The 24,912-nt window shown below is 44.8% G+C and carries 24 protein-coding genes and 1 tRNA gene; 14 read left to right on the top strand and 11 right to left on the bottom strand.

The window, feature by feature from the left end:
• Positions 1-14: 14 nt before the first annotated feature.
• The 4 genes from ACZ5ZC_RS19465 to ACZ5ZC_RS19450 form a co-directional block, all read right to left on the bottom strand.
• Positions 15-1,337 (bottom strand): 6-phospho-beta-glucosidase, encoded by a 1,323-nt coding sequence (locus tag ACZ5ZC_RS19465; RefSeq protein WP_005397437.1) that lies wholly within the window; start codon positions 1,335-1,337, stop codon positions 15-17.
• A 10-nt stretch (positions 1,338-1,347) separates the two neighbouring features.
• A complete protein-coding gene (locus ACZ5ZC_RS19460) occupies positions 1,348-1,659 on the bottom strand; it encodes a PTS lactose/cellobiose transporter subunit IIA (RefSeq protein ID WP_031780628.1) in 312 nt (103 codons plus the stop codon).
• Positions 1,660-1,710: 51 nt separating this feature from the next.
• Entirely contained in the window at positions 1,711-3,045 is a 1,335-nt protein-coding gene (locus ACZ5ZC_RS19455; RefSeq protein ID WP_048626863.1) for a PTS sugar transporter subunit IIC, read from the bottom strand.
• An 88-nt stretch (positions 3,046-3,133) separates the two neighbouring features.
• Positions 3,134-3,439: a PTS sugar transporter subunit IIB gene (locus ACZ5ZC_RS19450; RefSeq protein ID WP_025767645.1), complete on the bottom strand. Its 306-nt coding sequence runs from the start codon at positions 3,437-3,439 to the stop codon at positions 3,134-3,136.
• A 247-nt stretch (positions 3,440-3,686) separates the two neighbouring features.
• On the opposite strand from ACZ5ZC_RS19450, the gene ACZ5ZC_RS19445 reads away from it, so the two are divergent.
• On the top strand, positions 3,687-4,970 hold the full coding sequence (locus tag ACZ5ZC_RS19445; RefSeq protein ID WP_464932206.1) for a carbohydrate-binding protein: 1,284 nt from the start codon (positions 3,687-3,689) through the stop codon (positions 4,968-4,970).
• A 329-nt stretch (positions 4,971-5,299) separates the two neighbouring features.
• Here the strand turns inward: ACZ5ZC_RS19445 and ACZ5ZC_RS19440 are convergent.
• A tRNA-Leu gene (locus ACZ5ZC_RS19440) sits at positions 5,300-5,384 on the bottom strand.
• A gap of 190 nt (positions 5,385-5,574) precedes the next feature.
• Positions 5,575-6,240, bottom strand: a complete 666-nt coding sequence (locus tag ACZ5ZC_RS19435; RefSeq protein WP_464932205.1) for an SDR family NAD(P)-dependent oxidoreductase — start codon at positions 6,238-6,240, stop codon at positions 5,575-5,577.
• A 227-nt stretch (positions 6,241-6,467) separates the two neighbouring features.
• On the opposite strand from ACZ5ZC_RS19435, the gene ACZ5ZC_RS19430 reads away from it, so the two are divergent.
• Entirely contained in the window at positions 6,468-7,736 is a 1,269-nt protein-coding gene (locus ACZ5ZC_RS19430; RefSeq protein ID WP_464932204.1) for a DUF2254 domain-containing protein, read from the top strand.
• A gap of 184 nt (positions 7,737-7,920) precedes the next feature.
• Positions 7,921-8,400, top strand: coding sequence for an RDD family protein (locus tag ACZ5ZC_RS19425; protein ID WP_005397453.1), 480 nt, complete (start codon positions 7,921-7,923; stop codon positions 8,398-8,400).
• A gap of 87 nt (positions 8,401-8,487) precedes the next feature.
• Here ACZ5ZC_RS19425 and lptG read toward each other — a convergent pair whose 3' ends face one another.
• Complete coding sequence (lptG, locus tag ACZ5ZC_RS19420) at positions 8,488-9,558, bottom strand: LPS export ABC transporter permease LptG (RefSeq protein ID WP_046873614.1); 1,071 nt, start codon at positions 9,556-9,558, stop codon at positions 8,488-8,490.
• 3 nt (positions 9,559-9,561) lie between these two features.
• Complete coding sequence (gene lptF, locus ACZ5ZC_RS19415) at positions 9,562-10,662, bottom strand: LPS export ABC transporter permease LptF (RefSeq protein WP_006742363.1); 1,101 nt, start codon at positions 10,660-10,662, stop codon at positions 9,562-9,564.
• A gap of 200 nt (positions 10,663-10,862) precedes the next feature.
• On the opposite strand from lptF, the gene pepA reads away from it, so the two are divergent.
• From pepA to ACZ5ZC_RS19390, 5 genes are all read left to right on the top strand, one after another.
• Positions 10,863-12,371: a leucyl aminopeptidase gene (pepA, locus tag ACZ5ZC_RS19410; protein WP_005397459.1), complete on the top strand. Its 1,509-nt coding sequence runs from the start codon at positions 10,863-10,865 to the stop codon at positions 12,369-12,371.
• 115 nt (positions 12,372-12,486) lie between these two features.
• The gene (locus ACZ5ZC_RS19405; RefSeq protein WP_046873623.1) at positions 12,487-12,936 is read left to right on the top strand and encodes a DNA polymerase III subunit chi; all 450 of its coding nucleotides are present in this window, start codon (positions 12,487-12,489) and stop codon (positions 12,934-12,936) included.
• Positions 12,937-13,032: 96 nt separating this feature from the next.
• On the top strand, positions 13,033-15,891 hold the full coding sequence (locus ACZ5ZC_RS19400; protein WP_464932203.1) for a valine--tRNA ligase: 2,859 nt from the start codon (positions 13,033-13,035) through the stop codon (positions 15,889-15,891).
• A 202-nt stretch (positions 15,892-16,093) separates the two neighbouring features.
• The gene (locus ACZ5ZC_RS19395) at positions 16,094-16,498 is read left to right on the top strand and encodes a DUF2061 domain-containing protein (protein ID WP_464932202.1); all 405 of its coding nucleotides are present in this window, start codon (positions 16,094-16,096) and stop codon (positions 16,496-16,498) included.
• 115 nt (positions 16,499-16,613) lie between these two features.
• Positions 16,614-17,519, top strand: a complete 906-nt coding sequence (locus ACZ5ZC_RS19390) for a bifunctional helix-turn-helix transcriptional regulator/GNAT family N-acetyltransferase (protein WP_464932201.1) — start codon at positions 16,614-16,616, stop codon at positions 17,517-17,519.
• A gap of 19 nt (positions 17,520-17,538) precedes the next feature.
• Here ACZ5ZC_RS19390 and ACZ5ZC_RS19385 read toward each other — a convergent pair whose 3' ends face one another.
• Together ACZ5ZC_RS19385 and rraB are read right to left on the bottom strand one after the other, a co-directional pair.
• Positions 17,539-18,339, bottom strand: a complete 801-nt coding sequence (locus ACZ5ZC_RS19385; RefSeq protein ID WP_464932200.1) for a glycosyl hydrolase 2 galactose-binding domain-containing protein — start codon at positions 18,337-18,339, stop codon at positions 17,539-17,541.
• 166 nt (positions 18,340-18,505) lie between these two features.
• Positions 18,506-18,919, bottom strand: a complete 414-nt coding sequence (gene rraB, locus ACZ5ZC_RS19380) for a ribonuclease E inhibitor RraB (RefSeq protein ID WP_005381081.1) — start codon at positions 18,917-18,919, stop codon at positions 18,506-18,508.
• 583 nt (positions 18,920-19,502) lie between these two features.
• Here rraB and arcA point away from each other — a divergent pair.
• The 6 genes from arcA (at position 19,503) to ACZ5ZC_RS19350 (ending at position 24,092) form a co-directional block, all read left to right on the top strand.
• The gene (gene arcA, locus ACZ5ZC_RS19375) at positions 19,503-20,723 is read left to right on the top strand and encodes an arginine deiminase (RefSeq protein ID WP_006742359.1); all 1,221 of its coding nucleotides are present in this window, start codon (positions 19,503-19,505) and stop codon (positions 20,721-20,723) included.
• A 156-nt stretch (positions 20,724-20,879) separates the two neighbouring features.
• Positions 20,880-21,884, top strand: coding sequence for an ornithine carbamoyltransferase (locus ACZ5ZC_RS19370; RefSeq protein WP_012841385.1), 1,005 nt, complete (start codon positions 20,880-20,882; stop codon positions 21,882-21,884).
• A gap of 99 nt (positions 21,885-21,983) precedes the next feature.
• Positions 21,984-22,079 carry a hypothetical protein gene (locus ACZ5ZC_RS19365; RefSeq protein WP_031780631.1) on the top strand — a complete coding sequence of 32 codons (96 nt, stop codon included), beginning with the start codon at positions 21,984-21,986 and terminating at the stop codon, positions 22,077-22,079.
• Between the two features lie 87 nt (positions 22,080-22,166).
• Positions 22,167-23,096 (top strand): aspartate carbamoyltransferase, encoded by a 930-nt coding sequence (gene pyrB / locus ACZ5ZC_RS19360; RefSeq protein ID WP_005397473.1) that lies wholly within the window; start codon positions 22,167-22,169, stop codon positions 23,094-23,096.
• A gap of 15 nt (positions 23,097-23,111) precedes the next feature.
• Positions 23,112-23,573, top strand: a complete 462-nt coding sequence (gene pyrI, locus ACZ5ZC_RS19355; RefSeq protein ID WP_005381086.1) for an aspartate carbamoyltransferase regulatory subunit — start codon at positions 23,112-23,114, stop codon at positions 23,571-23,573.
• 129 nt (positions 23,574-23,702) lie between these two features.
• Positions 23,703-24,092 carry a RidA family protein gene (locus tag ACZ5ZC_RS19350; RefSeq protein ID WP_005381087.1) on the top strand — a complete coding sequence of 130 codons (390 nt, stop codon included), beginning with the start codon at positions 23,703-23,705 and terminating at the stop codon, positions 24,090-24,092.
• 85 nt (positions 24,093-24,177) lie between these two features.
• On the opposite strand, the gene ACZ5ZC_RS19345 is transcribed toward ACZ5ZC_RS19350, so the two are convergent.
• Positions 24,178-24,903 (bottom strand): 1-acylglycerol-3-phosphate O-acyltransferase, encoded by a 726-nt coding sequence (locus ACZ5ZC_RS19345; protein ID WP_005381088.1) that lies wholly within the window; start codon positions 24,901-24,903, stop codon positions 24,178-24,180.
• Positions 24,904-24,912: the final 9 nt, after the last annotated feature.

The raw sequence follows: 24,912 nt of genomic DNA, 5'->3' as shown, positions 1-24,912 counted from the left end.
GCCCTTCCTTAGTACTACAACGTCGTTAGTTTAAATTGAGGTAAATACGGAGCGTTCACCGCTAGGATATCATCCAGAATTGACTTGGCACGACCAATGTCTGGCACCAATGGGTTGTTGGTTAATGCCATGAGCGCTTTGTCATAATTACCTTCAACAGCAGCGTCTATTGTCAACTGTTCATATGCTTTGACTTGATAGAGTAATCCTTTGATATTGTTTGACAGCTCACCAACCGCAAGAGGTTTCGCGCCCCAACTACCAATCACCGCGCTACACTCAATCACAGCATCGTCGGGGAGGCCGTTAATCGCTCCGTTATTTAAGACGTTAACAACATGAATACTATTACGATTGTTATAAATTGAATCAACCAAGTTTAGTGATGCATCTGAATAATAAGCCCCACCCCGCTCTTCTAACTCTTTCGGCTTATGATCGAGATTAGGATCTTGATAGAGCTTGAATAGCGCATTTTCTGTTTCCATTACCTGCTCAGCACGAGTGCCCTTTTCACCCGCGCTTTGTTTCTCTTCAGCGAGCATAGCATCGGTTTGATAGAAATAACGATGGTAAGGACATGGTATCGCCCCCAGCGCTTTTAAAAATGCTGGATCCCACGGTTCTTCCCAGATGTTCTTCATGCTGAAGTTAGCACCATCACCGACTTTCTCTAATACCGTTTGAGTAATATCTTCTCCATTGAGCCATGCTTTGTGCACCCAAACGAGATGGTTTAATCCGGCAAACTCCAGTTGTAGCTCTTTTGGCTCGCACTCCATCATTTCTGCGATCATCATTTCCATCGAAACCGGCACATTACATAAACCAATACTCTTTACTTTGGTGTACTTACTGACGGCTTCAGAGACCAAACCCGCAGGGTTGGTGAAATTGAGCATCCATGCATTGGGTGCCAACTCTTCAATATCTTTACATATATCAAGAATAACCGGGATGGTTCGCAGTGCTTTAGCAAACCCACCAGGGCCTGTTGTTTCTTGGCCGATGACGTCGTATTTAATTGGAATTCGCTCGTCATTAGCACGAGCAGCAAGGCCACCCACACGGAACTGCGTCATCACAAAGTCCGCATCTTTTATCGCAGCACGACGATCAAAGTCTGCTTTTATCTCAATCTTTGCACCTGCTTTATCAACCATTCGCTGCGCTAGACCTTTGATAATCTCAAGCTTCTCAGCCCCTGACTCAATGTCCACAAAATGAATCTTCTTAACGGGTAAATATTCTAAGCGCTTAATAACCCCTTCAACCAGTTCAGGGGTATAGCTACTACCACCGCCAATAATGGCAAGTTTGATCGCCTCTCTAGACATTTTTCTCCCCTTATTTGTTCGAGATTTTTTTGTTCAGTGCAACGATTTCTACAGCCATTTCTTGAGCCAAAATCGTGGTCATTAAGTGATCTTGAGCATGTACCATCACTAACGTCATCGGGACTTTCCCTTCCCCCTGATCTTCCTCAATCAACTGAGTCTGAATTAAGTGGGCTTTGTTAATGCACTCTCTTGCTTGAGAGAGCTTCTCCTCAGCCGCATCAAAATCTTGTTCTCTAGATAAACGCAACGCCTCGTAGCTCAAACTTCTGGCTTCGCCAGCATTGCAGATGATCTCCATTACAACCAATTCTTGTTCCATCATTTTCTCTCCGAAAATCGGGCCGCGGTAATTGCGGCCCATTAAGCACCGTTAAGCAGTAACACCTTCGCCTGAAGGTTGCGCCTCATCTTTAGTATCTTTCGTCGTCGGTAGTTCTTGCTCCAACATTTGCTTCTCAAACATTTTGAAGAATGGGAAGTAGATAATTAGATCAAGAATCAATAAACCAATGACGAGCAATACTGGAGCAAAGGTCCAACCGCTCCCCCACGAAGCACCTATCAGTGCTGGTGTTGTCCAAGGCGTTGTAGCGACCCCCATACCCACAAAGCCGACATGCACAGCAAAGTACGCTATCGTAGCGTTGATGACTGGAGCGAAGACGAACGGGATAAACAAGGTCGGGTTCATCACAACTGGGCTACCGAAGATCACAGGTTCATTGATTTGGAAGAAGCCAGGCACCGCACTCATTCGACCAATACTCTTAAGGTGAACAGAACGGCTAAATGACATCAGCATAACAAGAGCAAGTGTTGCACCAGAGCCACCGATAAATATGTAAAAATCCCAGAAAGGCTGAGTAAATACGTTTGGAATCGGTTCACCTGCAACAAAGGCTTCGATGTTGGCACCAATGTTGGTCAAGAAAATTGGAGAAAGCAGCCCCACAACAATTGCAGCACCATGGATACCCGCAAACCAAAGTAGTTGGCAAAGCAATAGAGCGCCAATAATGGCAGGCAATGAGTTAGACGCACTAATTAAAGGCTTAAAGACTGCCATGACCGCATCTGGAATCAGCATGTCGTACTGGGTTTGCACGAAAAGGCTAAGTGGGTATAAGGTAATGAATATCGCTAAGACTGGTAACAGCACTTCAAATGATCGTGCAATCGCCGGTGGAACTTGCTCTGGCATGCGAATCGTAATGTTGTGCTTTTTCATAAAACGGTAGAGCTCTACCGAGAAGAATGCACACATCACTGCGGTGAAGATCCCGGTTCCTCCCATGTGTGACATAGACAGCGCGCCATCTTTAGCTGGGGCCGCGATGAGTAAAAAAGACATCAGCGACAATACAGCACTAGTGATCCCATCCATCTTGTAAGCCTTAGCTAAGCTATAAGCAACGCCGAGCGAAACAAAAATGGTCATGATCCCCATCGACATGTTGTAGGGCATCATTATGGTATCAAAATGTGTGGTGGCGAAATCGAGCCAAATTCGACCAAAAGTAAAGGTCGTGTCTTCGGCAAATGGTGGGAATGCAAAAATCAAAATGAAACTACCGACAATAATAAACGGCATTGCAACTATAAAACCGTCTCTCATTGCTCGAACATGGGGCTGATTCCCCACTTTTGCTGCTATAGGGGCTATATGCTTTTCGACTGCGCCTATAATTGCGTCATAAAGCTTCATAGAATCCATCCTTATTTTAGGCAAAAGAATCCCGCATCAAATATTTATATTTGATGTACAGTTATCTTTTTTAATTTAAAACTATGGTTTAGTTAATTAATTCTAATGCTTGCTCTAGTACTTCCTCTCCCTTCATCATTCCATAATGCTGAGGAGAAATCGCATCAATGTTTTTACCATGCTCTTGCGCCGTTTTTCTTAGCTCTTCTAGCTGAAAACGTACTTGAGGCCCGAGAAGACAAACATCGTACTCTTTAATTGCATCTTCAAATGCATTCACTGACATCGCATCAATTTTGCACTCAATTCCTTTATTTTCAGCAGCTTGCTCCATTTTTTTAACAAGCATACTGGTTGACATCCCTGCGCTACAGCATAAAAGGATCTTTTTCATAGCCTTACTCCCGTTGTGTAAATTTCAACCTGCAAAAACTGTAGCAAAAATAACCAAGACAAAAAAGCGCAACCGGTTGCATTATTCGTGAACACAATCCCAATTTAGAAAATACGACCTGTTTTTTAGTAATTATTTAGGTCTAGGATAAAAGTCAGGAAATAAATTAAGACACCACATTAGGTTTCAAATTATCAATATATTACTACTGACAACGTCGTTATTAATTTCTAAAAAGGAATAGAGAATGAAATTTAATAAATTGGCTATTGCAATGCTTGTAAGTGCCGCACTATCACAATACTCATTTGCTCAAACCGACTCTAAAGGCACCATTTATCTAACGTTTGATGATGGACCAATCAATGCATCTATTGACGTTATTCAAGTACTTAACCAAGAAGATATCAAAGCGACGTTTTACTTTAATGCTTGGCACTTAGACGGAATTGGTGATGAGAATGAAGACCGTTCGCTAGAAGCCTTAAAGCTCGCATTAGACACTGGTCATATTGTCGCGAATCATAGTTACGATCATATGGTTCATAACTGCGTTGATGAGTTTGGACCTAATAGCGCAGCAGAATGTAATGCTACCGGCGACCACCAGCTTAACTCGTACCAAGATCCTGTTTACGATGCCTCAATGTTTACAGAAAACTTATCTGTTTTAGAAAAGTATCTGCCTAACATTACAAGCTACCCGAATTATAAGGCAACAGAGTTTGCTAGACTGCCCTACACCAACGGCTGGCGCGTGACTAAAGACTTCAAAGCAGATGGATTATGTGCAACGTCTGATGACTTTAAACCTTGGGAACCAGGCTACGTTTGTAATATCAACGACCCGTCAAACAGTGTGAAAGCCTCAATTGCGGTACAAAACATTCTGGCTAATAAAGGCTATCAAACACATGGTTGGGATGTGGATTGGGCACCTGAAAACTGGGGGATAGCAATGCCAGCCAACAGTCTAACAGAGGCAGAACCTTTCCTAGGTTACGTAGATGCAGCATTGAACAACTGTGCTCCTACCACCATCAACCCTATCAATTCAAAAGCACAAGAGTTTCCATGTGGTACACCACTCCACGCAGACAAGGTCATTATTCTAACGCATGAGTTTTTGTTTGAAGACGGTAAGCGTGGAATGGGCGCAACCAAGAATTTACCTAAATTAACGGAATTTATCCGACTAGCAAAACAAGCTGGCTATGTATTCGATACGATGGATAACTACACACCAAACTGGCAAGTTGGTCATAGCTACAACGCTGGCGACTACGTCCTACATTTAGGCACCGTTTACCAAGCAGTGACCAGCCATAACGCACAGCAGGACTGGGCACCTTCCCCAACCTCTAGCCTTTGGACCAATGCTGATCCGGCAACAAATTGGGAAGTGAATGTTTCATATAAAGAGGGAGATGTTGTGACGTACTCTGGCAAACGTTATCTCGTCAATGTGCCACACGTATCTCAAGCCGATTGGACACCTGACTCACAGAACACCTTGTTCACAGCTCTATAAGCTGTTCCCTACTATTATCATGTAGTAGCTTGCGCGAGGTAATCCCTCGCGCTTTTTTATTTTTAGAAAAGTAAAAATGGAAAGCAGTAAAGAGTGGAGTGACTGGGCCTGGCATTCCTGACGCCACGCTGGATTTGAATTCACAAACCCTAGATACAACAAAGCCCCGACTTTCGTTGAGGCTTTATCATATGAATTATGGTACCCGTGGGCAGAGTTGATTGGACAAGCACTCCTACCGCCACCGCAAAGGCAACGCTAACTTTCTTTTGATATTTACAAGCACCTAAAACGACGAAAGGCCGCTATAAGAGCGACCTTTCTATATATGGTACCGGTGGGCGGACTTGAACCGCCACGCCCGAAGGCAACGGATTTTGAATCCGTCGTGTATACCAATTTCACCACACCGGCATCTTTGGGCTATTGCCCTTTGATGGTTGGCATTATACGGAAGCTTTTGACCTGCGCAAGCAGAAATACCTTAAATAACTATCGTTTGCTGATAATTTCGCCACAAAGTGTGACAAAGCTGTACTCATAAGAAACGTACGCTCCATTTCCTACTACTGATCCAGGTGAAAATGTGTATACGTAACTCTTTTTAAATTCTATTCACTGTAATATCAGAAACATAACCATTCCCAATGCTCGACAAAGCTGTATGGAGCATCTCAGCAGCATCTTCCGCTTGCATGAAGTGACTCGTGTCCATCGTGTTGCCGCTTGTTTTCCAGAATTCCGTATCCATTCCACCAGGATAAACCGCGATAATTTTCATTGGCTTTCCTTTTAACTCCAAACGAACCGACTCGATTAATCCTTTGACAGCCCACTTCACAGCGCAATACGTAGACTCTTGCGCTTTAGGCTGTTGCGCAGCAGTAGACATAACCATGACCACTTTTATCGGTTGATCTTTGTAACGCTTTACTAACTCTCTTAATACATGAATGGCGGAATTCAGGTTATTATCAATCAGTTTTTGAATCTCTTCCGGCTCCTGCTCTTCCAGTTCGCCAAAATAACCACTTCCTGCACTATGAATGACCATTTCAAGCGGCTGTTTCATCCCATCAAATAGGTGTTTCACATCTTGATGTAATGAGAGGTTGCAAGCTTGATAGCCGACGTTATGAGAGAGTTGTTTTGCTAGTGCGGATAGTTTTTCTGTGTTTCTTCCTATGATATATGTCTCTTTGTCTTCCGCATCATAACGCTTTGCCAACTCTGCCCCTAAACCGCTACTTGCACCTGTAATTACAATCATGGCTACCTCTTATCAATCACATACTTTTAATGCATCTATCAATTAAGGTAACAGAATCTTGGTAATTCACACCTCAAGAACACCATTCTTTGAAGCAAGCGGCTTTCTTACTCTCATGATGCATGAAATTCCAAGTAGAACGAGGAAGATTTAACCTATGCTTAAGCAAGAATAACTTTCTGAATTTTCTATCGACTTTCGAGTAAGAACCTAATAGGAGCATGCGAATGACTGGGTCAAAATGGCAATGGTTACTGAAGCAAATGACGCGCAAATTGTGGGTTCGCACGTCACTTTATGCCTTACTTGCTGTCGCCACCGCCCTAATATCCATTGTTTTAAACCAGTTCATTACTCTGCCTCCTGCAATCAACGTCAGTAAGGATTTGCTTAACAACATATTAAATATCCTCGCGACTTCCATGCTTGCGGTGACCACATTCTCGCTCAATATAATGGTCTCAGCGTACAGTGCCGCTAGTGCAGGGGTAACGCCACGGGCCACCAAACTGTTGATGGAAGACAGCACAACACAAAATGCTTTGGCGACCTTTCTTGGCTCTTTTCTATTTAGTTTGGTAGGCATTATCGCGCTAGGCATTGGCGCCTATCATCAACAAGCACAAATTTACCTATTCATCGTTACCATCGCCGTGATCGTGATGATCATACTCACTCTGCTACGTTGGATTCAGCACCTTTCCGTACTAGGGAGGGTCAGTGAAACCACGTCATACGTGGAGCAAGCCTTGTTAGATGCGATAAGAAAACGGGGCAAAGAGCGTTGGCTAGGTGCTCACCCGTGGAGCCACCCAGAACATAAACCCAGAGGAAGTACACCTATTTTCAGCCAAGAAATTGGCTACTTACAGCATGTTGATATGCATCATCTCGATAGTATTGCCGAAGCAAACCAATGCACTATCTATCTTGAACGACAACCAGGAAGCTTTGTGTATATGAGTCAACCATTGGCTTGGGTTTGTGGAGCGTTGCCAGACGAAAACGAAATAACTGCGGCCTTCACGATTCGAACGGAGCGTTCCTATGATCAAGATCCTCGTTTTGGATTAGTCGTCATAGCGGAGATTGCCTCACGAGCTCTCTCCCCCGCCGTGAATGATAACGGTACCGCGATTGATGTTCTTGGGCGTTCTGTACGAGCCCTTTCATTGTGGGGAGAGTTACTCAGCGAACCTCCCACCAAGACTCGATACCCTAGGCTATTTGTGCCCGCATTAAGCTGCCAAGATTTATTTGATGATGTCTTTTTGCCAATCGCGCACGATGGTGCAGCGCAACTCCAAATACAGATTCGCCTACAAAAAGCCTTGCTGGCTCTTTCTAGTATGCACCCCAAGTTGTTTTTATCACCTGCAACCAAGCTATCAGAAAAAGCTTTAGAGCTCTCCTTGAGCCAGCATTATACCGAAGATGAGAAACACCAACTCTCTCATCTGTCTAATCTAGTTACAGACCAAAAAGCTAATGGTTAGGCAAGTAAAATTCAGTTGAAATAGGTTACCGAAAGGCATTGTACATCATGGTATATATTCATAACACACAGCAGAAAAGTCACTTCGTTTATGCATAATTAAAGACTCTGTGCGTTAGGTCTCTTTTCTCTTGGTGAGGGAATCTATATTCTGACGCACAATTTTTAAGGTAAGTGATGGAATAATGACAACGTCTACAACTCTTCCACCTGCTGGTCTCTTTCGTCGACTTGCAGCGTTGATTTACGACACATTGATTATTATCGCAATTGAAATGATGGCCGCAGGTATTGTTATGGCCGTTGTATTTGCACTAAATGCAGCAGGGCTGTTGAGCTACGGCGAGTACGCAGATGCCGCTGATATGCTCGGAAAGCACCCTGTATTAAGCCCTCTATTTACACTGTATCTTGCGGTTGTATGGATTTACTTCTTTGTCTTCTTCTGGACGCGAGCAGGGCAAACACTTGGGATGCGCGCTTGGAAACTTCGAGTTCGCAATGCCAAAGACGGTGCGCCGATTACAGTCACTCAAGCCCTGATCCGCATTGCAACATCTGGCTTTGGTTTGGCAAACCTGACTGTGCCGATTGATCCCAAGAAACGTGGTTTCCACGACATTTGGGCAAAAACAGAGGTTGTTGTGTTGCCTAAGGCAAACTAACTTATCCGGGAATACAAAAAAGGAAGGCATAATGCCTTCCTTTTACACTTTATCCGATGAAGCATGGTTTATTCGGTGATACTTCAGCTACAGCTTTCTTCTCAGCAGCGCAATCGCAATGGCTAAGAACACCAGACTCGGAGCCAATGCACCAAACACTGGGGATATGCCATATACCAAGCTTAATGGGCCAAAGAACTCACTGGATATATAAAAAGTAAACCCGGCAACCACACCCGATAATACCCTTGCCCCCATGGTCACACTTCTGAGTGGACCGAAAACAAACGATAGCGCCATCAACATCATCACGGCAATTGAAAGCGGCTGTGTCAACTTACGCCAAAACGCCAATTCATAGCGAGATGCATCTTGCTCTGATGCTTTCAGATAGGTCACGTAATCATACAAACCGCTCAGTGATAACTCTTCAGGCTTTACCGTCACCACAGCTAGCTTATCTGGAGCCAATGACGTATGCCATTCCATCTGTTCGATGTCTTGCTTCGAAATCACGTTTTCATTTTTCATATCCGTGATTTGTACGTCTCGCATCAACCAATTGTTATCTTGTTGATAGTCGACCTCTTCAGCAAAGATAACCTTTTGTAGATTCTTATCATCATCAAAACGCCACATATTTAAAGCATAAAGCTTGTCGTCTTCGACTTTACCTATAAAGATAAAGTCGTTTGCGTCACGAGCCCAAACTCCAGAACGAACTGAGACAATACTACCTCCCGATATCGCAAACGCACGTAAGTCACGCGCCATTTTTTGTGCTTCTGGAGCGCCCCATTGCCCTAACGTCATAACGATAAGCATAAGTGGCACCGCCGTTTTGAGCACCGACAACCCGATATCCAACTTTGAGAAACCAGCAGCTTGCATCACCACCAGCTCAGAGCTTGACGCCAACATACCTAAGCCGATCAGGGCGCCGAGTAATGCCGCCATTGGGAAGAACATTTCGATATCACGCGGCACACTGAGCAACACAAAATACAATGCATGAGTGAGGTCATACACGCCTCGCCCTACTTTACGTAACTGTTCTACGTATTTGATGATGCCCGATAAGCCAACAAACGTCGCTAAAACCAAGGCAGTGGTAGAGATGATGGTTCTACCGATGTAAAGGTCTAAGATTTTGAACACAGCTTACGCGAGCCTCTTCTTACGGAATTTGTCTTTTATTCGTCGAGCAGCAACGCTGTCCATCATATTGGCCATGATTGCGACAATCAGTAACATCGCATTAATAGGCCACATGCCGATTGCCGCCGGAATGTCACCATCTTCTAATGCAGATTTTGTTGCACTGATCGCCAGGAAATACGCTAGATAAATAAGAATCGCGGGCCCCATTTTGGCAAATCGTCCCTGACGCGGATTCACCGCCGACAAAGGAATAACCAGCATCGTTAAGAGTGGAATACACACAAATAACGAAATTCGCCATTGCAGCTCTGCTTGCGCTTCTGGGTCTGGGTGTCCAATCAAATCAACCGTTGGGTACGCTTCCCAATCTCGCCCTTTCTTTTTGACCTCACGCTGGCCGATAACGCCTTCGTATTCATCGAATTTTGTGATCATATATTCAACGCGAGTAGGCACACCTTCATAACGCGTGCCTTCTTTCATGGTGATGACCTGACGGCCGTCCGACAGTTCTTTTACTTCACCAGAGGACGAGAACATCACACTCGGCAATACTGAATCTCTCGGGCGCATCTGCGCGACAAAAACGTTGCTCAATGTATTGTCTTTAATGTCATCGATGAAGACAACCGATGAACCATCTGGCGTGCCTTGGAATTGCCCTTTTTTTAGCAAGTCAACGCTGTTTTCTGCTGCCACTTGCTCATAAAGTTGCTCTACACGGTCTTGAGACCACGGCGATAACCACAATGCATTGAAAGCCGCCACAGCAGAAGTAATCAGCGCTAAGTACAAGGCCGCTTGTACCAAGAATTTGTTACCAATACCTGTCGCGTTCATCACGACAATTTCGCTCTCTGCATACAGGCGACCAAAGGTGATCAATATGCCGATATACAGACTCAAAGGCAGCATTAACAGACCCATTGCTGGCATGTTCAAACCAACAATCGAGAAAATCAATCCAGCAGGAATATCCCCATCAGAAGCATCAGCAAGAACACTTATGAATTTCTGGCTTACAAACACCAAAAAAAGTACGAAAAAAATCGCAAATTGGCTCTTGAGTGTTTCGCGGATCAAATATCTAACAATAATCACGCTGAAATTACCTATACAAAACTTGTTTTTTTGGTCGAATCACTATAGTTTCCCGTTGAACCATTTATTTTTTTAAAAATTATAAACTAGATGTTAGTCGCTTAATCAGCTCTGCATGTAAGCCTGGAGCTAAAATTCAACAAGTAAGCGATCATTATCTAACATTTAGAGCAATTTGTCTTCAGGATGTAGGAGTACGCATGGAGTTCAGTGTAAAAAGTGGCAGTCCAGAGAAACAACGTAGCGCATGTATCGTTGTTGGTGTGTTTGAACCACGTCGCCTTTCTCCAGTAGCCGAACAACTTGATAAAATCAGTGACGGTTACATCAGTTCACTACTTCGCCGTGGTGATCTAGAGGGTAAACCTGGTCAGATGCTGCTACTGCATCAAGTACCAGGTGTTTTGTCAGAGCGCGTTTTACTTGTCGGTTGCGGCAAAGAGCGCGAACTTGGCGAGCGCCAGTACAAGGAAATCATTCAAAAGACGATCAGCACACTTAACGAGACAGGCTCAATGGAAGCGGTATGTTTCCTAACTGAACTGCATGTTAAGGGTCGCGATACATACTGGAAAGTACGCCAAGCTGTAGAAGCGACTAAAGATGGTCTATACACATTTAATCAATTCAAGAGCGTTAAACCTGAGACTCGCCGCCCACTGCGCAAGCTTGTTTTCAACGTACCAACGCGTCGTGAATTGAACTTGGGTGAAAAAGCAATCACTCATGGTCTAGCTATCGCATCAGGTGTCAAAGCCTCAAAAGACCTTGGCAACATGCCGCCTAACGTAGCAAATCCAGCTTACCTTGCTTCTCAAGCTCGTCGTCTAGCGGACGATTACGAAACCGTAACCACCAAAATTATTGGTGAGCAAGAGATGGAAAAGCTGGGTATGACCTCTTACCTAGCAGTAGGTCGTGGTTCTAAAAACGAATCTATGATGTCTATCATCGAGTACAAAGGTAACCCTGACTCAGATGCAAAACCTATTGTGCTAGTAGGTAAAGGTCTAACCTTCGATTCAGGCGGTATCTCTCTAAAACCGGGCGAAGGTATGGATGAGATGAAGTACGACATGTGTGGTGCAGCATCTGTATTCGGTACAATGAAAGCGCTAGCGAAGCTAAACCTACCAATCAACGTTATTGGTGTTCTAGCAGGCTGTGAAAACATGCCTGGCAGCAACGCTTACCGTCCAGGTGACATCCTTACAACCATGTCTGGTCAAACTGTAGAAGTTCTGAACACGGATGCGGAAGGTCGTCTTGTTCTTTGTGACGCACTGACTTATGTAGAGCGTTTCGAACCAGACTGCGTGGTTGACGTTGCAACGCTAACCGGCGCTTGTGTTATCGCACTAGGTCACCACATCAGTGGCGTTATCTCTAACCACAACCCTCTTTCTCATGAGCTAGTTAACGCTTCAGAGCAAGCGAGTGACCGTGCATGGCGTCTACCAATGGCAGATGAGTACCACGAGCAGTTGAAGAGCCCGTTTGCGGATATGGCAAACATTGGTGGCCGCCCTGCTGGTACTATCACTGCGGGTTGCTTCTTATCTAAGTTCGCGAAGAAGTACAACTGGGCTCACGTCGATATCGCAGGTACTGCGTGGAAATCAGGCGCAGCGAAAGGCTCAACGGGCCGTCCTGTCTCAATGCTTGTCCAATTCCTTTTGAACCGCAGCGGCCAAGAGACAGAAGAGTAATTTCTGAACAACATCTAAAAGGGCCGCAAGGCCCTTTTTTATTATCCTAATTTTCTAAAATGAAAATGGGATTTAAGATGGTCTTAGGAAGAGACCCAAGGCAAGTGAGAGAATGATGCAAACTGCAACCTTCTACATCATTAACGAAGAGAGCCCGCAAGCAACGGTGGCTGGCTTTGAAGAGTACATTGTGTTTTTGGCGCAGCACTTTGCCCGCCAAGGCGCTAAAGTGTATTTAAACTGCCAAGACAAACCACACGCCGAGCAGCTCGCTGAAGCCTTTTGGCAAGTTGATGCAGACAAGTTCATGGCACATAACCTCGTAGGCGAAGGACCGAAATACGCCACCAATATTGAGATCGGCCATAACGGTGTAAAGCCGTCTTGGAATCGTCAATTGGTAATTAATTTGGCGGAAAATGAGACAACCTTTGCGAACAAGTTTGCTCAAGTGGTAGACTTCGTGCCCTGCGAAGAAAAAGCTAAACAACTCGCAAGAGAAAGATATAAAATTTACCGTCAAGCAGGTTACCAGCTGCAAACGATCGAAATTCAATATCCTTAACGGTCAATCCTTATAGTTAAGGCGATCTTGTTAAGATCCCTCACTTATAAAGATTGACTAAGATTCAACCATCAACGTATCCATTAAAAGAGCGCTATGGAAAAGACATACAACCCAACTTCAATCGAACAAGCTCTGTATCAGACTTGGGAAGAGAAAGGCTACTTTAAGCCACACGGTGACACTACTAAAGAATCATACAGCATCATGATCCCGCCACCGAACGTCACTGGTAGCCTACACATGGGCCACGCGTTCCAAGATACGATCATGGATACGCTTATCCGTTGTGAACGTATGAAGGGTAAAAACACCCTTTGGCAAGTAGGTACTGACCACGCTGGTATCGCAACTCAGATGGTTGTTGAGCGTAAGATCGCTGCAGAAGAAGGCAAAACAAAACACGATTACGGTCGTGAAGCTTTCATCGACAAAATCTGGGAATGGAAAGGCGAATCTGGTGGCACTATCACTAAACAGCTTCGTCGTCTTGGCGCATCAGTAGACTGGGACCGTGAGCGCTTTACGATGGACGATGGTCTATCTAACGCCGTTCAAGAAGTGTTCGTACGTCTATACGAAGACGATCTAATCTACCGCGGTAAGCGTCTAGTTAACTGGGATCCAAAGCTACACACAGCGATTTCAGATCTAGAAGTAGAGAACAAAGATACTAAAGGCAACATGTGGCACTTCCGCTACCCATTAGCAGATGGCGCTAAAACAGCGGATGGCAAAGACTACATCGTTGTTGCAACGACTCGTCCAGAGACCATGCTAGGCGATACGGGTGTTGCAGTTAACCCAGAAGATCCACGTTACAAAGATCTTATCGGTAAAGAAATCATCCTTCCTATCGTTGATCGTCGCATCCCAATCGTGGGCGATGAGCACGCAGATATGGAAAAAGGTACTGGCTGTGTGAAAATCACACCTGCGCACGACTTCAACGACTACGAAGTTGGTAAGCGCCACCAGCTACCAATGATCAACATTCTGACTTTCGACGCGAACATCCGCGACGCAGCAGAAGTATTCAACACTAACGGCGAAGCAAGCGACGCTTACAGCACTGAGCTACCAGCTAAATACCACGGTATGGAGCGTTTTGCCGCTCGTAAAGCTATCGTTGCTGAATTCGACGAGCTAGGTCTACTTGAAGAAGTGAAAGATCACGATCTACAAGTTCCTTACGGCGACCGTGGTGGCGTGGTTATCGAACCAATGCTAACTGACCAATGGTACGTACGTACTGCGCCTCTAGCGAAAACAGCAGTTGAAGCAGTAGAAAACGGCGACATCCAATTCGTTCCTAAGCAATACGAAAACATGTACTTCTCTTGGATGCGTGACGTTCAAGACTGGTGTATCTCTCGTCAGCTATGGTGGGGTCACCGCATCCCAGCGTGGTACGACAACCAAGGTAATGTTTACGTAGGTCGCACTGAAGAAGAAGTTCGCAAGAACAACAACCTAGAGTCAGTAATTGAGCTGCACCAAGACGAAGACGTACTGGATACATGGTTCTCTTCTGCGCTATGGACGTTCGGTACTCAAGGTTGGCCAGAGCAAACTGACGATCTGAAAGTATTCCACCCTTCAGACGTTCTAGTAACTGGTTTCGACATCATCTTCTTCTGGGTTGCGCGCATGATCATGATGACCATGCACTTCGTGAAAGACGAAAATGGCAAACCACAAGTACCATTTAAGACAGTTTACGTTACCGGCCTAATCCGTGACGAAAACGGCGACAAGATGTCGAAGTCGAAAGGTAACGTACTTGACCCAATCGACATGATCGATGGTATCGACCTAGAGTCTCTAGTAGAGAAGCGTTGTGGCAACATGATGCAGCCTCAGCTAGCGAAGAAGATCGAGAAGAACACGCGTAAGACGTTTGAAAACGGTATCGAAGCATACGGTACAGACGCACTGCGTTTCACCCTTGCAGCAATGGCATCAACAGGTCGCGATATCAACTGGGATATGAAGCGTCTTGAAGGTTACCGTAACTTCTGTAACAAACTATGGAACGCAAGCCGTTACGTAATGATGAACACAGAAGAGCAAGATTGTGGTTTTGGTGAAGGTGAGATCGAGTACTCACTAGCAGACAAGTGGATCGAGTCTCAGTTTGAACTCGCAGCGAAAGCGTTCAACAACCATATCGACAACTTCCGTCTAGATATGGCTGCAAACACACTTTACGAATTCATCTGGAACCAATTCTGTGACTGGTACCTAGAGCTAACTAAACCCGTTCTATGGAAAGGTACTGAAGCGCAACAGCGTGGTACTCGCCGTACACTAATCACGGTACTTGAGAAGACGCTACGTCTGGCTCACCCAGTGATTCCTTACATCACAGAAACTATCTGGCAAAGCATCAAGCCACTAGTTGACGGTGTTGAGGGCGAGACAATCATGCTACAAACGCTGCCTCAATTCGACGAAGCAAACTTCCACCAAGAAGCGCTAGACGATATCGAATGGGTGAAGGCGTTCATCACTAGCATCCGCAACCTACGTGCTGAGTACGACATCAACCCGGGCAAGCCTCTAGACGTTATGCTGAAAGCAGCGAATGAGAAAGACGCCTCTCGTCTAGAAGCAAGCAAACAAGTATTGATGTCTCTAGCGAAGCTAGAAGCAGTACGCGTGCTTGAAGCTGGCGAAGAGACCCCTGCGTGTGCAACGGCACTGGTTGGTAAGTCTGAGCTGATGATCCCAATGGCGGGTTTGATCGACAAAGATGCAGAGCTTGCTCGTCTAGATGGCGAAATCAAAAAGGCTCATGGCGAAATCAAGCGTATCGAAGGCAAACTAGGTAACGAAGGCTTCGTGGCGAAAGCACCGGAAGCGGTTGTTGCTAAAGAGCGTGAGAAGCTTGAAGGCTACAAAGAGACACTAGCTAAGCTAGAAGAGCAGAAGACAACGATCGCTGCACTTTAAGCCTCAGTGAAAGAGAAGAACTAACACTTCTCACTTTGAATCCAAAGGTTGGCCATCATGGTCAACCTTTTTTGTATATCTTTCACCAAAAACCATCATCAATAGCTTTCCCCTATCGCAACAATACTCATCATCCATTAGCATTAATGAGAATTATTATCGATAATGAACTCATCGAAACAAACACGATTGAGTAATTATCATGAAAAAGACACTAACTTTCGCAGCACTGCATTTTACTATCGCATTTAGTGTCGCTTACGTACTCACAGGCGACATTTTAATTGGTAGTTTAATTGCCATGATTGAGCCTTCAGTGAACACCGTAGCCTTCTACTTTCATGAAAAGGCATGGGCAAAAGTCCCAGCACTTAAAGCTCGTCAGTGGATGACCAAATTAAAAACCGCAAGCTTTGCGACCGTGCACTTCAGCGTCGCTTTTACCGTGGTTTACTTACTAACAGGTGATGCATTTGTCGGCGGCGTAATGGCGATGCTAGAGCCGAGTTTGAATACGGTGGCTTACTACTTCCACGAGAAAGTATGGATGCGTAAATCATCAGCAAAAACTCCAGCACCGCAGTTTTGTTTACATCGCCACGCTTAAACATGGAGGCTCACTACATCTCCTAACGAGCCAAATGACATTTATCATTGACAAAGTTGCGCACCGCAATTAATTTAATTGCGGTGCGCAACTTTATTTTTAGAGGTAAGTGATAATGAACGCTCGTCAACTCCGACACTACTCCCGTCAAGCCGTCCGATTGCTTGGTATGCTCGATAAACAATGCGGCGATGTCGCTCTTACCCCGGTACAAGCGCACGCATTAGGTGAAATCCAATTGCAGCCATTGACCATCAACCAACTGGCGCAGCAGCTTAGTGTCGACAAGTCCAATGCAAGCCGCACCATTACTGGTTTGATTAAATTAGGTTTGGTTGAGAGCATCGAAAACCCGAAAGATAAACGAAGCCAACTCGTAGTGCTCACAATTCAAGGACAGCAGGCGTTAGCGCAACTAGACCAACAGCAAAACAGCTTTTTTGAGCAGTTGCTTACACAACTTGATGACTGTGAGCAAGAACAACTCAAACTTGGTCTAGAGACTTACCTAAAAGGGCTAACAAAAGTGTGTCAGGCAGAGGAATACACCCTTCGACCTCTTACCAAAGCAGACAATCCGCAAGTGGCAGACGTAATTCGTAAAGTCTCCGCAGAACACGGCTTAACCGCAGACAAAGGTTATGGTGTGGCCGATCCAACGCTTGATGATATGTATTCGGTTTACAATCAATGCGGCGCCGCCTATTGGGTCATTGAACATCGCGGAGAGATCGTTGGTGGCGGTGGCTTTGCCCCTTTAGCTGGTGAGCCAAATGTGTGTGAGCTGCAAAAGATGTACTTCTTACCTCAAACACGAGGACACGGTTTAGCCAAACGCATCGTCGCATTGAGCTTACAACTGGCGAAACAGTTTGGGTATCAACAGTGCTATTTAGAAACGACCGAATGTCTAAGAGAGGCGGTAGGCTTGTATGAAAAGCTAGGCTTTGAGCATCTCGATGCCCCGCTTGGACAAACAGGGCATGATGCATGTGAAGTCGTAATGCTTAAGGTATTGTAATAAAAAATATTATCAGACGTTAAAGCACAACATGGGTAACGCAAAGCTCCTGGCTCAATGCAACAGTGAAGTTTTGGCGTTGCCCATCCAATTCAACAGACAACTGATAGAGATCATTTGGATCAGGGTCATTAAGATCAGCATACTTTGGCGCTTCAATCTGAAAGAGTGCACTGGCGTGATCTGCACGAACGTCAATTGGGATATGGTAAGTCATGCCATTAAACTTTACCGCTGCTGACACTAGTCCTGGCGCAAATGTCTGGTAATACAAATCGACCTTAAATTCACACCCGCCACCATGGTGCCAAATCTGCTCGGTTGCCACGCGATCTAAACGCACGTTGCGAATAAACTGCAAGTACGGTTCTTGCCACACGCCCAGTCGCTCATCACTTTTCTTATATTGATGTTCAGAAAGCGGGCACAGCTCTGGCTTATCCTCATCGAATAAAAGATCTTCTTCTTCCTCTAGGAACAATATCTCAAAGCGATTACGCCCCATTTGCATGTATGGGCGAATGTCTTTCTTATACACACTTTGCGAGCCATCACAATCAAACACAGCCACGCCGTTCAAACGTACCTCCGCATGGTAATCAACACCACCCATTACCATTTCCACTGCAGGAAATGCCATCATCGCCTCATCCACTTCAATGTCATGCATCAGGTGCCATTCTTGTTGACGGATCGCTTCCTCCGTCAATTCATCAGGCAGGACCAGACTTAAAGGGGCGGGAAAAGTGATGTCATCCTGTGGAGTCGAGAGGTCCGTCAGTGGAGAGACTTGCCATAAACCGGCGAGTGAGAGTTGCATATACACCTTGCGCTAGATCAATTTTCACGCATTATAGGGAGAAATCCCCTATAAACTCAATGTGAATTATTTATCACCTCCACATTCATCTGTTGTTGGATGCCATTTTCAAGGTATAAAAAAACCAGCGTTAAACGCTGGTTTTTCTAAAAGAGGTGAGCTTTGATTACTCGTCGTCTTCATCTTCTTCAGGGTAAAGCGCATCTTCGCCTTCGTAGTACGTACCCCAACCGTCATAGATGATGTCGTATTTTTCTGCCAAGTGAATCAGTTTTTCAACTTGCGCATCAATGGCTTCTGCGTCTAATGCTGATTCCATGGTTGCGTCACAGCAAAGCAACTTGTTGCCATCTTCATCTTCAGTTTCTTCCGCTTCAAGCACTTCAAAGCCCATCTTGAATGCTTCAACTACCGCTTTTTCTAGCGTGTCAAAATCTTCTGCAAACAGGTGGTGCTCGATTTCGTATAGCGAATCTGGATCGCTGCCATCTTCTAGCAATGCTGCAATGATATCGCGAGTCTCTTCCTTTTGAATCTCAATTAATTCTTCTACTGATAGATATTCATCTTCGTGAGACATGTTTTGGCTCCAGATTAGTTACTTGATAGAAACACTATACCCGATACTGAGTATGCTGATCCGGTGAAATATGGCATGGATTGCGATGAAAAGCCACAAACAAACATCATACCACCGCGATTCTTATCGGTTATTTGAATATAAATATTAAACCGACCACGCAAAGAAACAAAAAATTAACAAAAAATGGCATTTTTTAATATTCAGAACATCCTAACTGACACTTAATGCGGTTATTTTCTCTTTCTGTGCGTGTTTATGGCGCTTTCTTGAATACACTCACGTGTAAAACGAAGAAGCATAACGAATAAATTCACTTTAATAATGCATAATTGAGAATAAAAATGCACGTTTTATGCACTATGCATGTATTCTTTCTCAACGGGGAAATTAGAATAAAAACGCACGCTCTCCACATTTCACAAAATAGAATTTAAACCCAAACCAAGACTTAATAAGAAAAACAGACAAAACTAAAATCTAAAAAACAATAAAAACTCAGAATATAGACAAAGTGTAGTGATTTGCATCTTTCTAGGAAGCTTGTCATAACTAACGGCTGGAAAATTTGTAAGGATACAAAATGAGCAAGCTGTACGTTGGATCAGAAGTTGGTCAACTTCGACGAGTTCTATTAAATCGCCCAGAGCGCGCCCTAACCCACTTAACTCCATCAAACTGTCATGAATTACTGTTTGATGATGTTCTTGCTGTAGAAGCGGCAGGTGAAGAGCACGATGCGTTCGCACGCACGCTACGCGATCAAGATGTAGAAGTGCTTCTCCTCCACGATTTACTGGTCGAAACCCTCGCCGTTCCAGAAGCAAAACAGTGGCTGCTAGATACTCAGATTTCTGACTTTCGTTACGGGCCAACCTTTGCGCGAGACCTACGCCAATATTTTTCAGAAATGGATGATGAACACCTTGCCAGCATCTTTTTAGGTGGCTTAGCTTACTCAGAGCTGCCGATCACCTCATCTTCTATGCTGCCAAAAATGAAGCGTCCGCTGGATTTTGTTATTGAGCCACTACCTAACCACCTATTTACGCGTGATACCTCATGCTGGGTTTATGGTGGTGTATCGCTCAACCCAATGATGATGCCTGCACGCCAACGTGAAACAAACCACTTACGTGCGATTTATCGTTGGCACCCAATTTTTGCTGGCCAAGACTTTATCAAATACTTCGGTGATGATGATCTGCATTATGATAATGCGAATGTCGAAGGCGGTGATGTGTTGGTTATTGGTAAAGGTGCAGTTCTGATCGGTATGTCTGAGCGCACGACCGCGCAAGGTGTAGAAAACCTTGCAGCGAGCCTGTTTAAGGCAGGACAAGCAACCGAAGTGATTGCGATTGATCTGCCTAAACACCGTTCATGCATGCATTTAGACACCGTTATGACCCATATGGATGTGGACACGTTCTCTGTTTACCCAGAGATCATGCGCAAAGATCTCGACACATGGCGCTTAACACCAAAAGGCAATGGTGAAATGCATGTTGAAGCATCTCATAACTACCTACATGCGATTGAATCTGCTCTTGGCTTAGATCAGCTGAAAATCATCACCACGGGTGGTGACAGTTATGAAGCTGAGCGCGAACAATGGAATGACGCCAATAACGTTCTTACCGTAAAACCGGGCGTTGTGATTGGTTACGAACGCAATGTATACACCAACGAAAAATACGACAAAGCTGGTATCAAAGTACTGACAGTCCCAGGTAACGAGCTTGGCCGTGGCCGTGGTGGCGCCCGCTGCATGAGTTGTCCGATAGAACGAGACGATATATAACCAATTCGTCCTTTTACATTAAATGAATAAAAACTAAGGTTGATGTGAATGCATCAACCTTTTTTAGTTTTACATAAAAATAATTATTCACAAATAAAGCATTTATATGTTTTAATGCATTCTATTAATTCAATCACACGTACTAAGGGACGAGCTATGGCTTTCAATTTACGTAACCGCAACTTTTTGAAGCTATTGGATTTCTCAACCAAAGAAATCCAGTTCTTGCTCGAACTGTCTGCAGAGCTAAAAAAAGCAAAATATGCAGGAACAGAGCAGAAGACACTTCAAGGTAAAAACATTGCACTCATCTTTGAGAAATCTTCGACTCGTACCCGATGTGCGTTTGAAGTCGCAGCTTTTGATCAAGGCGCTCAAGTCTCTTACATCGGCCCTTCTGGTTCTCAGATTGGCCATAAAGAATCAATGAAAGACACCGCACGCGTCTTAGGTCGCATGTATGACGGCATCGAATATCGCGGCTTTGGCCAATCCATTGTTGAAGAACTTGGCACTTATGCTGGTGTTCCAGTGTGGAATGGTTTGACTGATGAGTTCCACCCAACCCAAATCCTTGCCGATTTCCTTACCATGCAAGAGCACGGACGCGGTAAGCAGCTGCATGAAATGACCTTCGCTTACCTAGGCGATGCACGCAACAATATGGGCAACTCGCTCATGGTGGGGGCCGCTAAAATGGGCATGGATATTCGCCTTGTCGCGCCAAAAGCGTTCTGGCCTGAAGAAGATCTCGTGGCGACTTGCCAAACTATCGCGCAGCAAACTGGTGCAAAAATCACATTAACTGAAAGCGTGGAGGAAGGCGTGAAGGGTTGTGACTTCCTTTACACCGATGTTTGGGTATCTATGGGTGAATCCGCTGAGGCATGGGATGAACGTGTGGCTTTAATGACACCATATCAAATCAATATGGACGTGATTAAACAAACGGGTAATCCACATGTGAAATTCATGCACTGTCTTCCGGCTTTCCACAATGATGAAACTACCGTCGGCAAAGAAGTCGCTGAAAAATACGGCATGAAAGGGCTTGAAGTAACAGAAGAGGTATTTGAGTCAGAATACTCCATCGTATTCGACGAAGCTGAAAACCGTATGCACACTATCAAAGCCGTGATGGTAGCAACATTAGGAAGCTAAACTAGCAAGCCAAAACAGCTGCCAAAAACCATGATGTAATCGCTTGCGCTCACGAAAGTTAAGCGTATAATGCTCGGCAATTTGTCTGAGGATTAAGAAATGACCAAGCTAATTGCCGACATGAAAACGCGATTTGCTCTAGCTAAGCGACTACGCTTACGTGGTGTTATTTTCGTTAATTCTATTGAATTTTAAAACCTCCCCATTTGGGGAGGTTTTTTTATGTCCAAAATTCCTTTCGGCAATTTGGATATAGTCATCAATGTTATAGGGAAGAAGATCATGGCGAACTCGCTTTACCAGAAGCACATCATCTCTATTCCAGAGCTTTCACGTGAAGAGCTGGAACTTATCGTAGAAACAGCAGGCAGCCTTAAAAAAGCACCTCGACCAGAACTGATTAAAAACAAAGTCGTTGCCAGTTGTTTCTTTGAACCATCAACACGTACACGTTTATCGTTTGAAACAGCGATTCAACGCATTGGTGGTGACGTGATTGGCTTTGATAATGATGGTAATACCTCTCTGGCGAAAAAAGGCGAAACACTCGCAGATTCAGTACAGGTCATCTCTTCTTACGTCGATGCCTTTGTGATGCGCCATCCACAAGAAGGCGCCGCTCGCTTGGCCTCTGAATTTTCAAATGGCGTGCCAGTGATCAACGCGGGTGACGGTGCAAACCAACACCCAACTCAAACGCTACTCGACCTATACACCATCGCGGAAACACAAGGTCGTCTAGACAACTTGAACGTCGCGTTCGTCGGTGACCTAAAATATGGCCGCACGGTGCACTCTCTGACTCAAGCCTTAGCAAAGTTTAACAACATCCGCTTCTTCTTTGTTGCACCAGAAGCATTGGCAATGCCAGATTACATCTGCGAAGAGCTAGACGAAGCTGGCATTCAATATAGCCTACACACAGACATGGAAAGTGTGATTCCTGAACTGGATATTCTGTACATGACGCGCGTACAGAAAGAACGTTTTGACGAATCGGAGTACGCGCACATTAAATCGGCGTATATTTTGACAGCTGCATTACTCGAAGGGGCGCGCGAGAATCTAAAAGTACTCCACCCACTACCACGTGTGGATGAAATCACAACCGATGTTGATAAAACGCCTCATGCTTACTTCTTCCAGCAAGCTCAAAATGGCGTATACGCTCGCCAAGCACTGTTGGCGCTTGTTCTAAACGAAACACTGTAATCGAGGAGAAAACCCATGGCTAAAGAAACTCAATTGCAGGTAGAAGCAATCAAAAATGGTACGGTCATCGACCACATCCCTGCGCAAATCGGCATCAAAGTACTAAGACTGTTCGATATGCACAATTCATCACAGCGCGTTACTATTGGTCTGAACTTGCCATCATCAGCACTCGGTCATAAAGATCTACTGAAAATAGAAAATGTGTTTATTAATGAAGAGCAAGCGAGCAAGTTGGCGCTGTATGCTCCGCACGCGACCGTGAACCAAATCGAGAATTATGAAGTGGTGAAAAAGCTCGCGTTAGAGCTTCCAGAGCGCATCAATGATGTCTTCGAATGCCCAAATTCAAACTGTATTTCTCACAATGAACCAGTAGAAAGCAGCTTTAGCGTGTTCGAGAAGAAACAAGAAATCCGCCTAAAGTGTAAGTACTGTGAGAAAGTGTTCTCACGCGAGATCGTAACCGAACGATAAACACACCGTACGACTGGGCGTGATACGTTTAAAATACCCCGCAATGTCGGGGTATTTTACTCTTTACCTACCACGGGTTTAGAGGCAAACTGAGAATCTTTATTCCCTACAACTGATGGAAAAAATCAAATGACGAAAGTACTTCACACTGAATCTGCACCAGCAGCAATCGGTCCTTACGTTCAAGGCGTAGATCTAGGTAACATGGTTCTTACTTCAGGCCAAATCCCAGTAAACCCAGCGACAGGTGAAGTGTCTGCTGATATCGCAGAGCAAGCTCGTCAGTCTCTAGAAAACGTAAAGGCTGTGGTTGAATCTTCAGGCCTTAAAGTGTCAGATATCGTGAAGCTAACGGTTTTTGTTAAAGACCTAAACGACTTTGGCACGGTGAACGAAGTTTACGGCAAGTTCTTTGATGAGCACGGCGTAGCAAACTACCCTGCACGTTCTTGTGTAGAAGTGGCTCGCCTACCAAAAGATGTTGGCATCGAGATTGAAGCAATCGCTGTTCGCAAATAATTGCACTTGCTGACAAACATAAAAAAACGGGTAGCTCAGGCTACCCGTTTTTTATTGTCTTTTCGTGATGATATCGCAGTAAAACTTAAGCAGCGTTGCGCTGTTTGACTTCTTCATCTAACGATTCAAGCTTCTCTTTCATCTGTTCACGACAGATATTCGCTAACTCGCGAATGCCCTCTTTACCATAGCCTTCAGTGCTGATTGGAGGTAGCATTTCAACAATCACATGACCATTGTTCCAACGGTTCAGCTTAATTTTATTCGTCGAGCTACATACGATAGGAATGATTGGCACACCTGCACCAATTGCCGCATGAAAAGCACCTGTTTTGAATGGCAGCAAACCACGCCCACGAGAACGCGTGCCTTCTGGGAACATCCACACCGAAACATCACTTTCTTTCATGCTGCTCACGACCTGATCGATAGTACCTTTTGCTTTAGAGCGATTCGCTCGGTCAATCAGGATGTTACCCGTAAGCCAGTAAAGCTGACCAAACAGTGGCATCCAAGCCAAGCTCTTTTTACCTACTGTCACAACTTTCGGGGTCACAGCAGCAGAAACAGTAAACATGTCCCAGTTGTTCTGGTGGTTAGCAATGTAAACATGTTGTCCGCGTGAATACGCATCTTCAGGGATACGCAGCTCTAACTTAATCCCAAATACACGAGACATCTTGGCAAACAAGCGGCCAAAAGTGAAAACGTGCTTAGGGTTTCGGGGGCTTAACAGGCAGTAACCACAACCACCAATAAACATAACAATCGCAAAGATAGCGACAGCAAATACACGTAACAGTGCAATCATTCTTGTTCT

Source organism: Vibrio sp. JCM 18905 (assembly GCF_055393305.1).
The sequence above is the reverse complement of the archived record's forward strand: the minus strand, read 5'-3'. Positions and strand labels throughout refer to the sequence as shown.

Bases quoted from the DNA above. Each gene is read 5' to 3' on its own strand.
- ACZ5ZC_RS19465 (WP_005397437.1), bottom strand. From the start codon at position 1,337: ATGTCTAGAGAGGCGATCAAACTTGCCATTATTGGCGGTGGTAGTAGC.
- ACZ5ZC_RS19460 (WP_031780628.1), bottom strand. From the start codon at position 1,659: ATGGAACAAGAATTGGTTGTAATGGAGATCATCTGCAATGCTGGCGAA.
- ACZ5ZC_RS19455 (WP_048626863.1), bottom strand. From the start codon at position 3,045: ATGAAGCTTTATGACGCAATTATAGGCGCAGTCGAAAAGCATATAGCC.
- ACZ5ZC_RS19450 (WP_025767645.1), bottom strand. From the start codon at position 3,439: ATGAAAAAGATCCTTTTATGCTGTAGCGCAGGGATGTCAACCAGTATG.
- ACZ5ZC_RS19445 (WP_464932206.1), top strand. From the start codon at position 3,687: ATGAAATTTAATAAATTGGCTATTGCAATGCTTGTAAGTGCCGCACTA.
- ACZ5ZC_RS19435 (WP_464932205.1), bottom strand. From the start codon at position 6,240: ATGATTGTAATTACAGGTGCAAGTAGCGGTTTAGGGGCAGAGTTGGCA.
- ACZ5ZC_RS19430 (WP_464932204.1), top strand. From the start codon at position 6,468: ATGACTGGGTCAAAATGGCAATGGTTACTGAAGCAAATGACGCGCAAA.
- ACZ5ZC_RS19425 (WP_005397453.1), top strand. From the start codon at position 7,921: ATGACAACGTCTACAACTCTTCCACCTGCTGGTCTCTTTCGTCGACTT.
- pepA (WP_005397459.1), top strand. From the start codon at position 10,863: ATGGAGTTCAGTGTAAAAAGTGGCAGTCCAGAGAAACAACGTAGCGCA.
- ACZ5ZC_RS19405 (WP_046873623.1), top strand. From the start codon at position 12,487: ATGCAAACTGCAACCTTCTACATCATTAACGAAGAGAGCCCGCAAGCA.
- ACZ5ZC_RS19400 (WP_464932203.1), top strand. From the start codon at position 13,033: ATGGAAAAGACATACAACCCAACTTCAATCGAACAAGCTCTGTATCAG.
- ACZ5ZC_RS19395 (WP_464932202.1), top strand. From the start codon at position 16,094: ATGAAAAAGACACTAACTTTCGCAGCACTGCATTTTACTATCGCATTT.
- ACZ5ZC_RS19390 (WP_464932201.1), top strand. From the start codon at position 16,614: ATGAACGCTCGTCAACTCCGACACTACTCCCGTCAAGCCGTCCGATTG.
- ACZ5ZC_RS19385 (WP_464932200.1), bottom strand. From the start codon at position 18,339: ATGCAACTCTCACTCGCCGGTTTATGGCAAGTCTCTCCACTGACGGAC.
- rraB (WP_005381081.1), bottom strand. From the start codon at position 18,919: ATGTCTCACGAAGATGAATATCTATCAGTAGAAGAATTAATTGAGATT.
- arcA (WP_006742359.1), top strand. From the start codon at position 19,503: ATGAGCAAGCTGTACGTTGGATCAGAAGTTGGTCAACTTCGACGAGTT.
- ACZ5ZC_RS19370 (WP_012841385.1), top strand. From the start codon at position 20,880: ATGGCTTTCAATTTACGTAACCGCAACTTTTTGAAGCTATTGGATTTC.
- ACZ5ZC_RS19365 (WP_031780631.1), top strand. From the start codon at position 21,984: ATGACCAAGCTAATTGCCGACATGAAAACGCGATTTGCTCTAGCTAAG.
- pyrB (WP_005397473.1), top strand. From the start codon at position 22,167: ATGGCGAACTCGCTTTACCAGAAGCACATCATCTCTATTCCAGAGCTT.
- pyrI (WP_005381086.1), top strand. From the start codon at position 23,112: ATGGCTAAAGAAACTCAATTGCAGGTAGAAGCAATCAAAAATGGTACG.
- ACZ5ZC_RS19350 (WP_005381087.1), top strand. From the start codon at position 23,703: ATGACGAAAGTACTTCACACTGAATCTGCACCAGCAGCAATCGGTCCT.
- ACZ5ZC_RS19345 (WP_005381088.1), bottom strand. From the start codon at position 24,903: ATGATTGCACTGTTACGTGTATTTGCTGTCGCTATCTTTGCGATTGTT.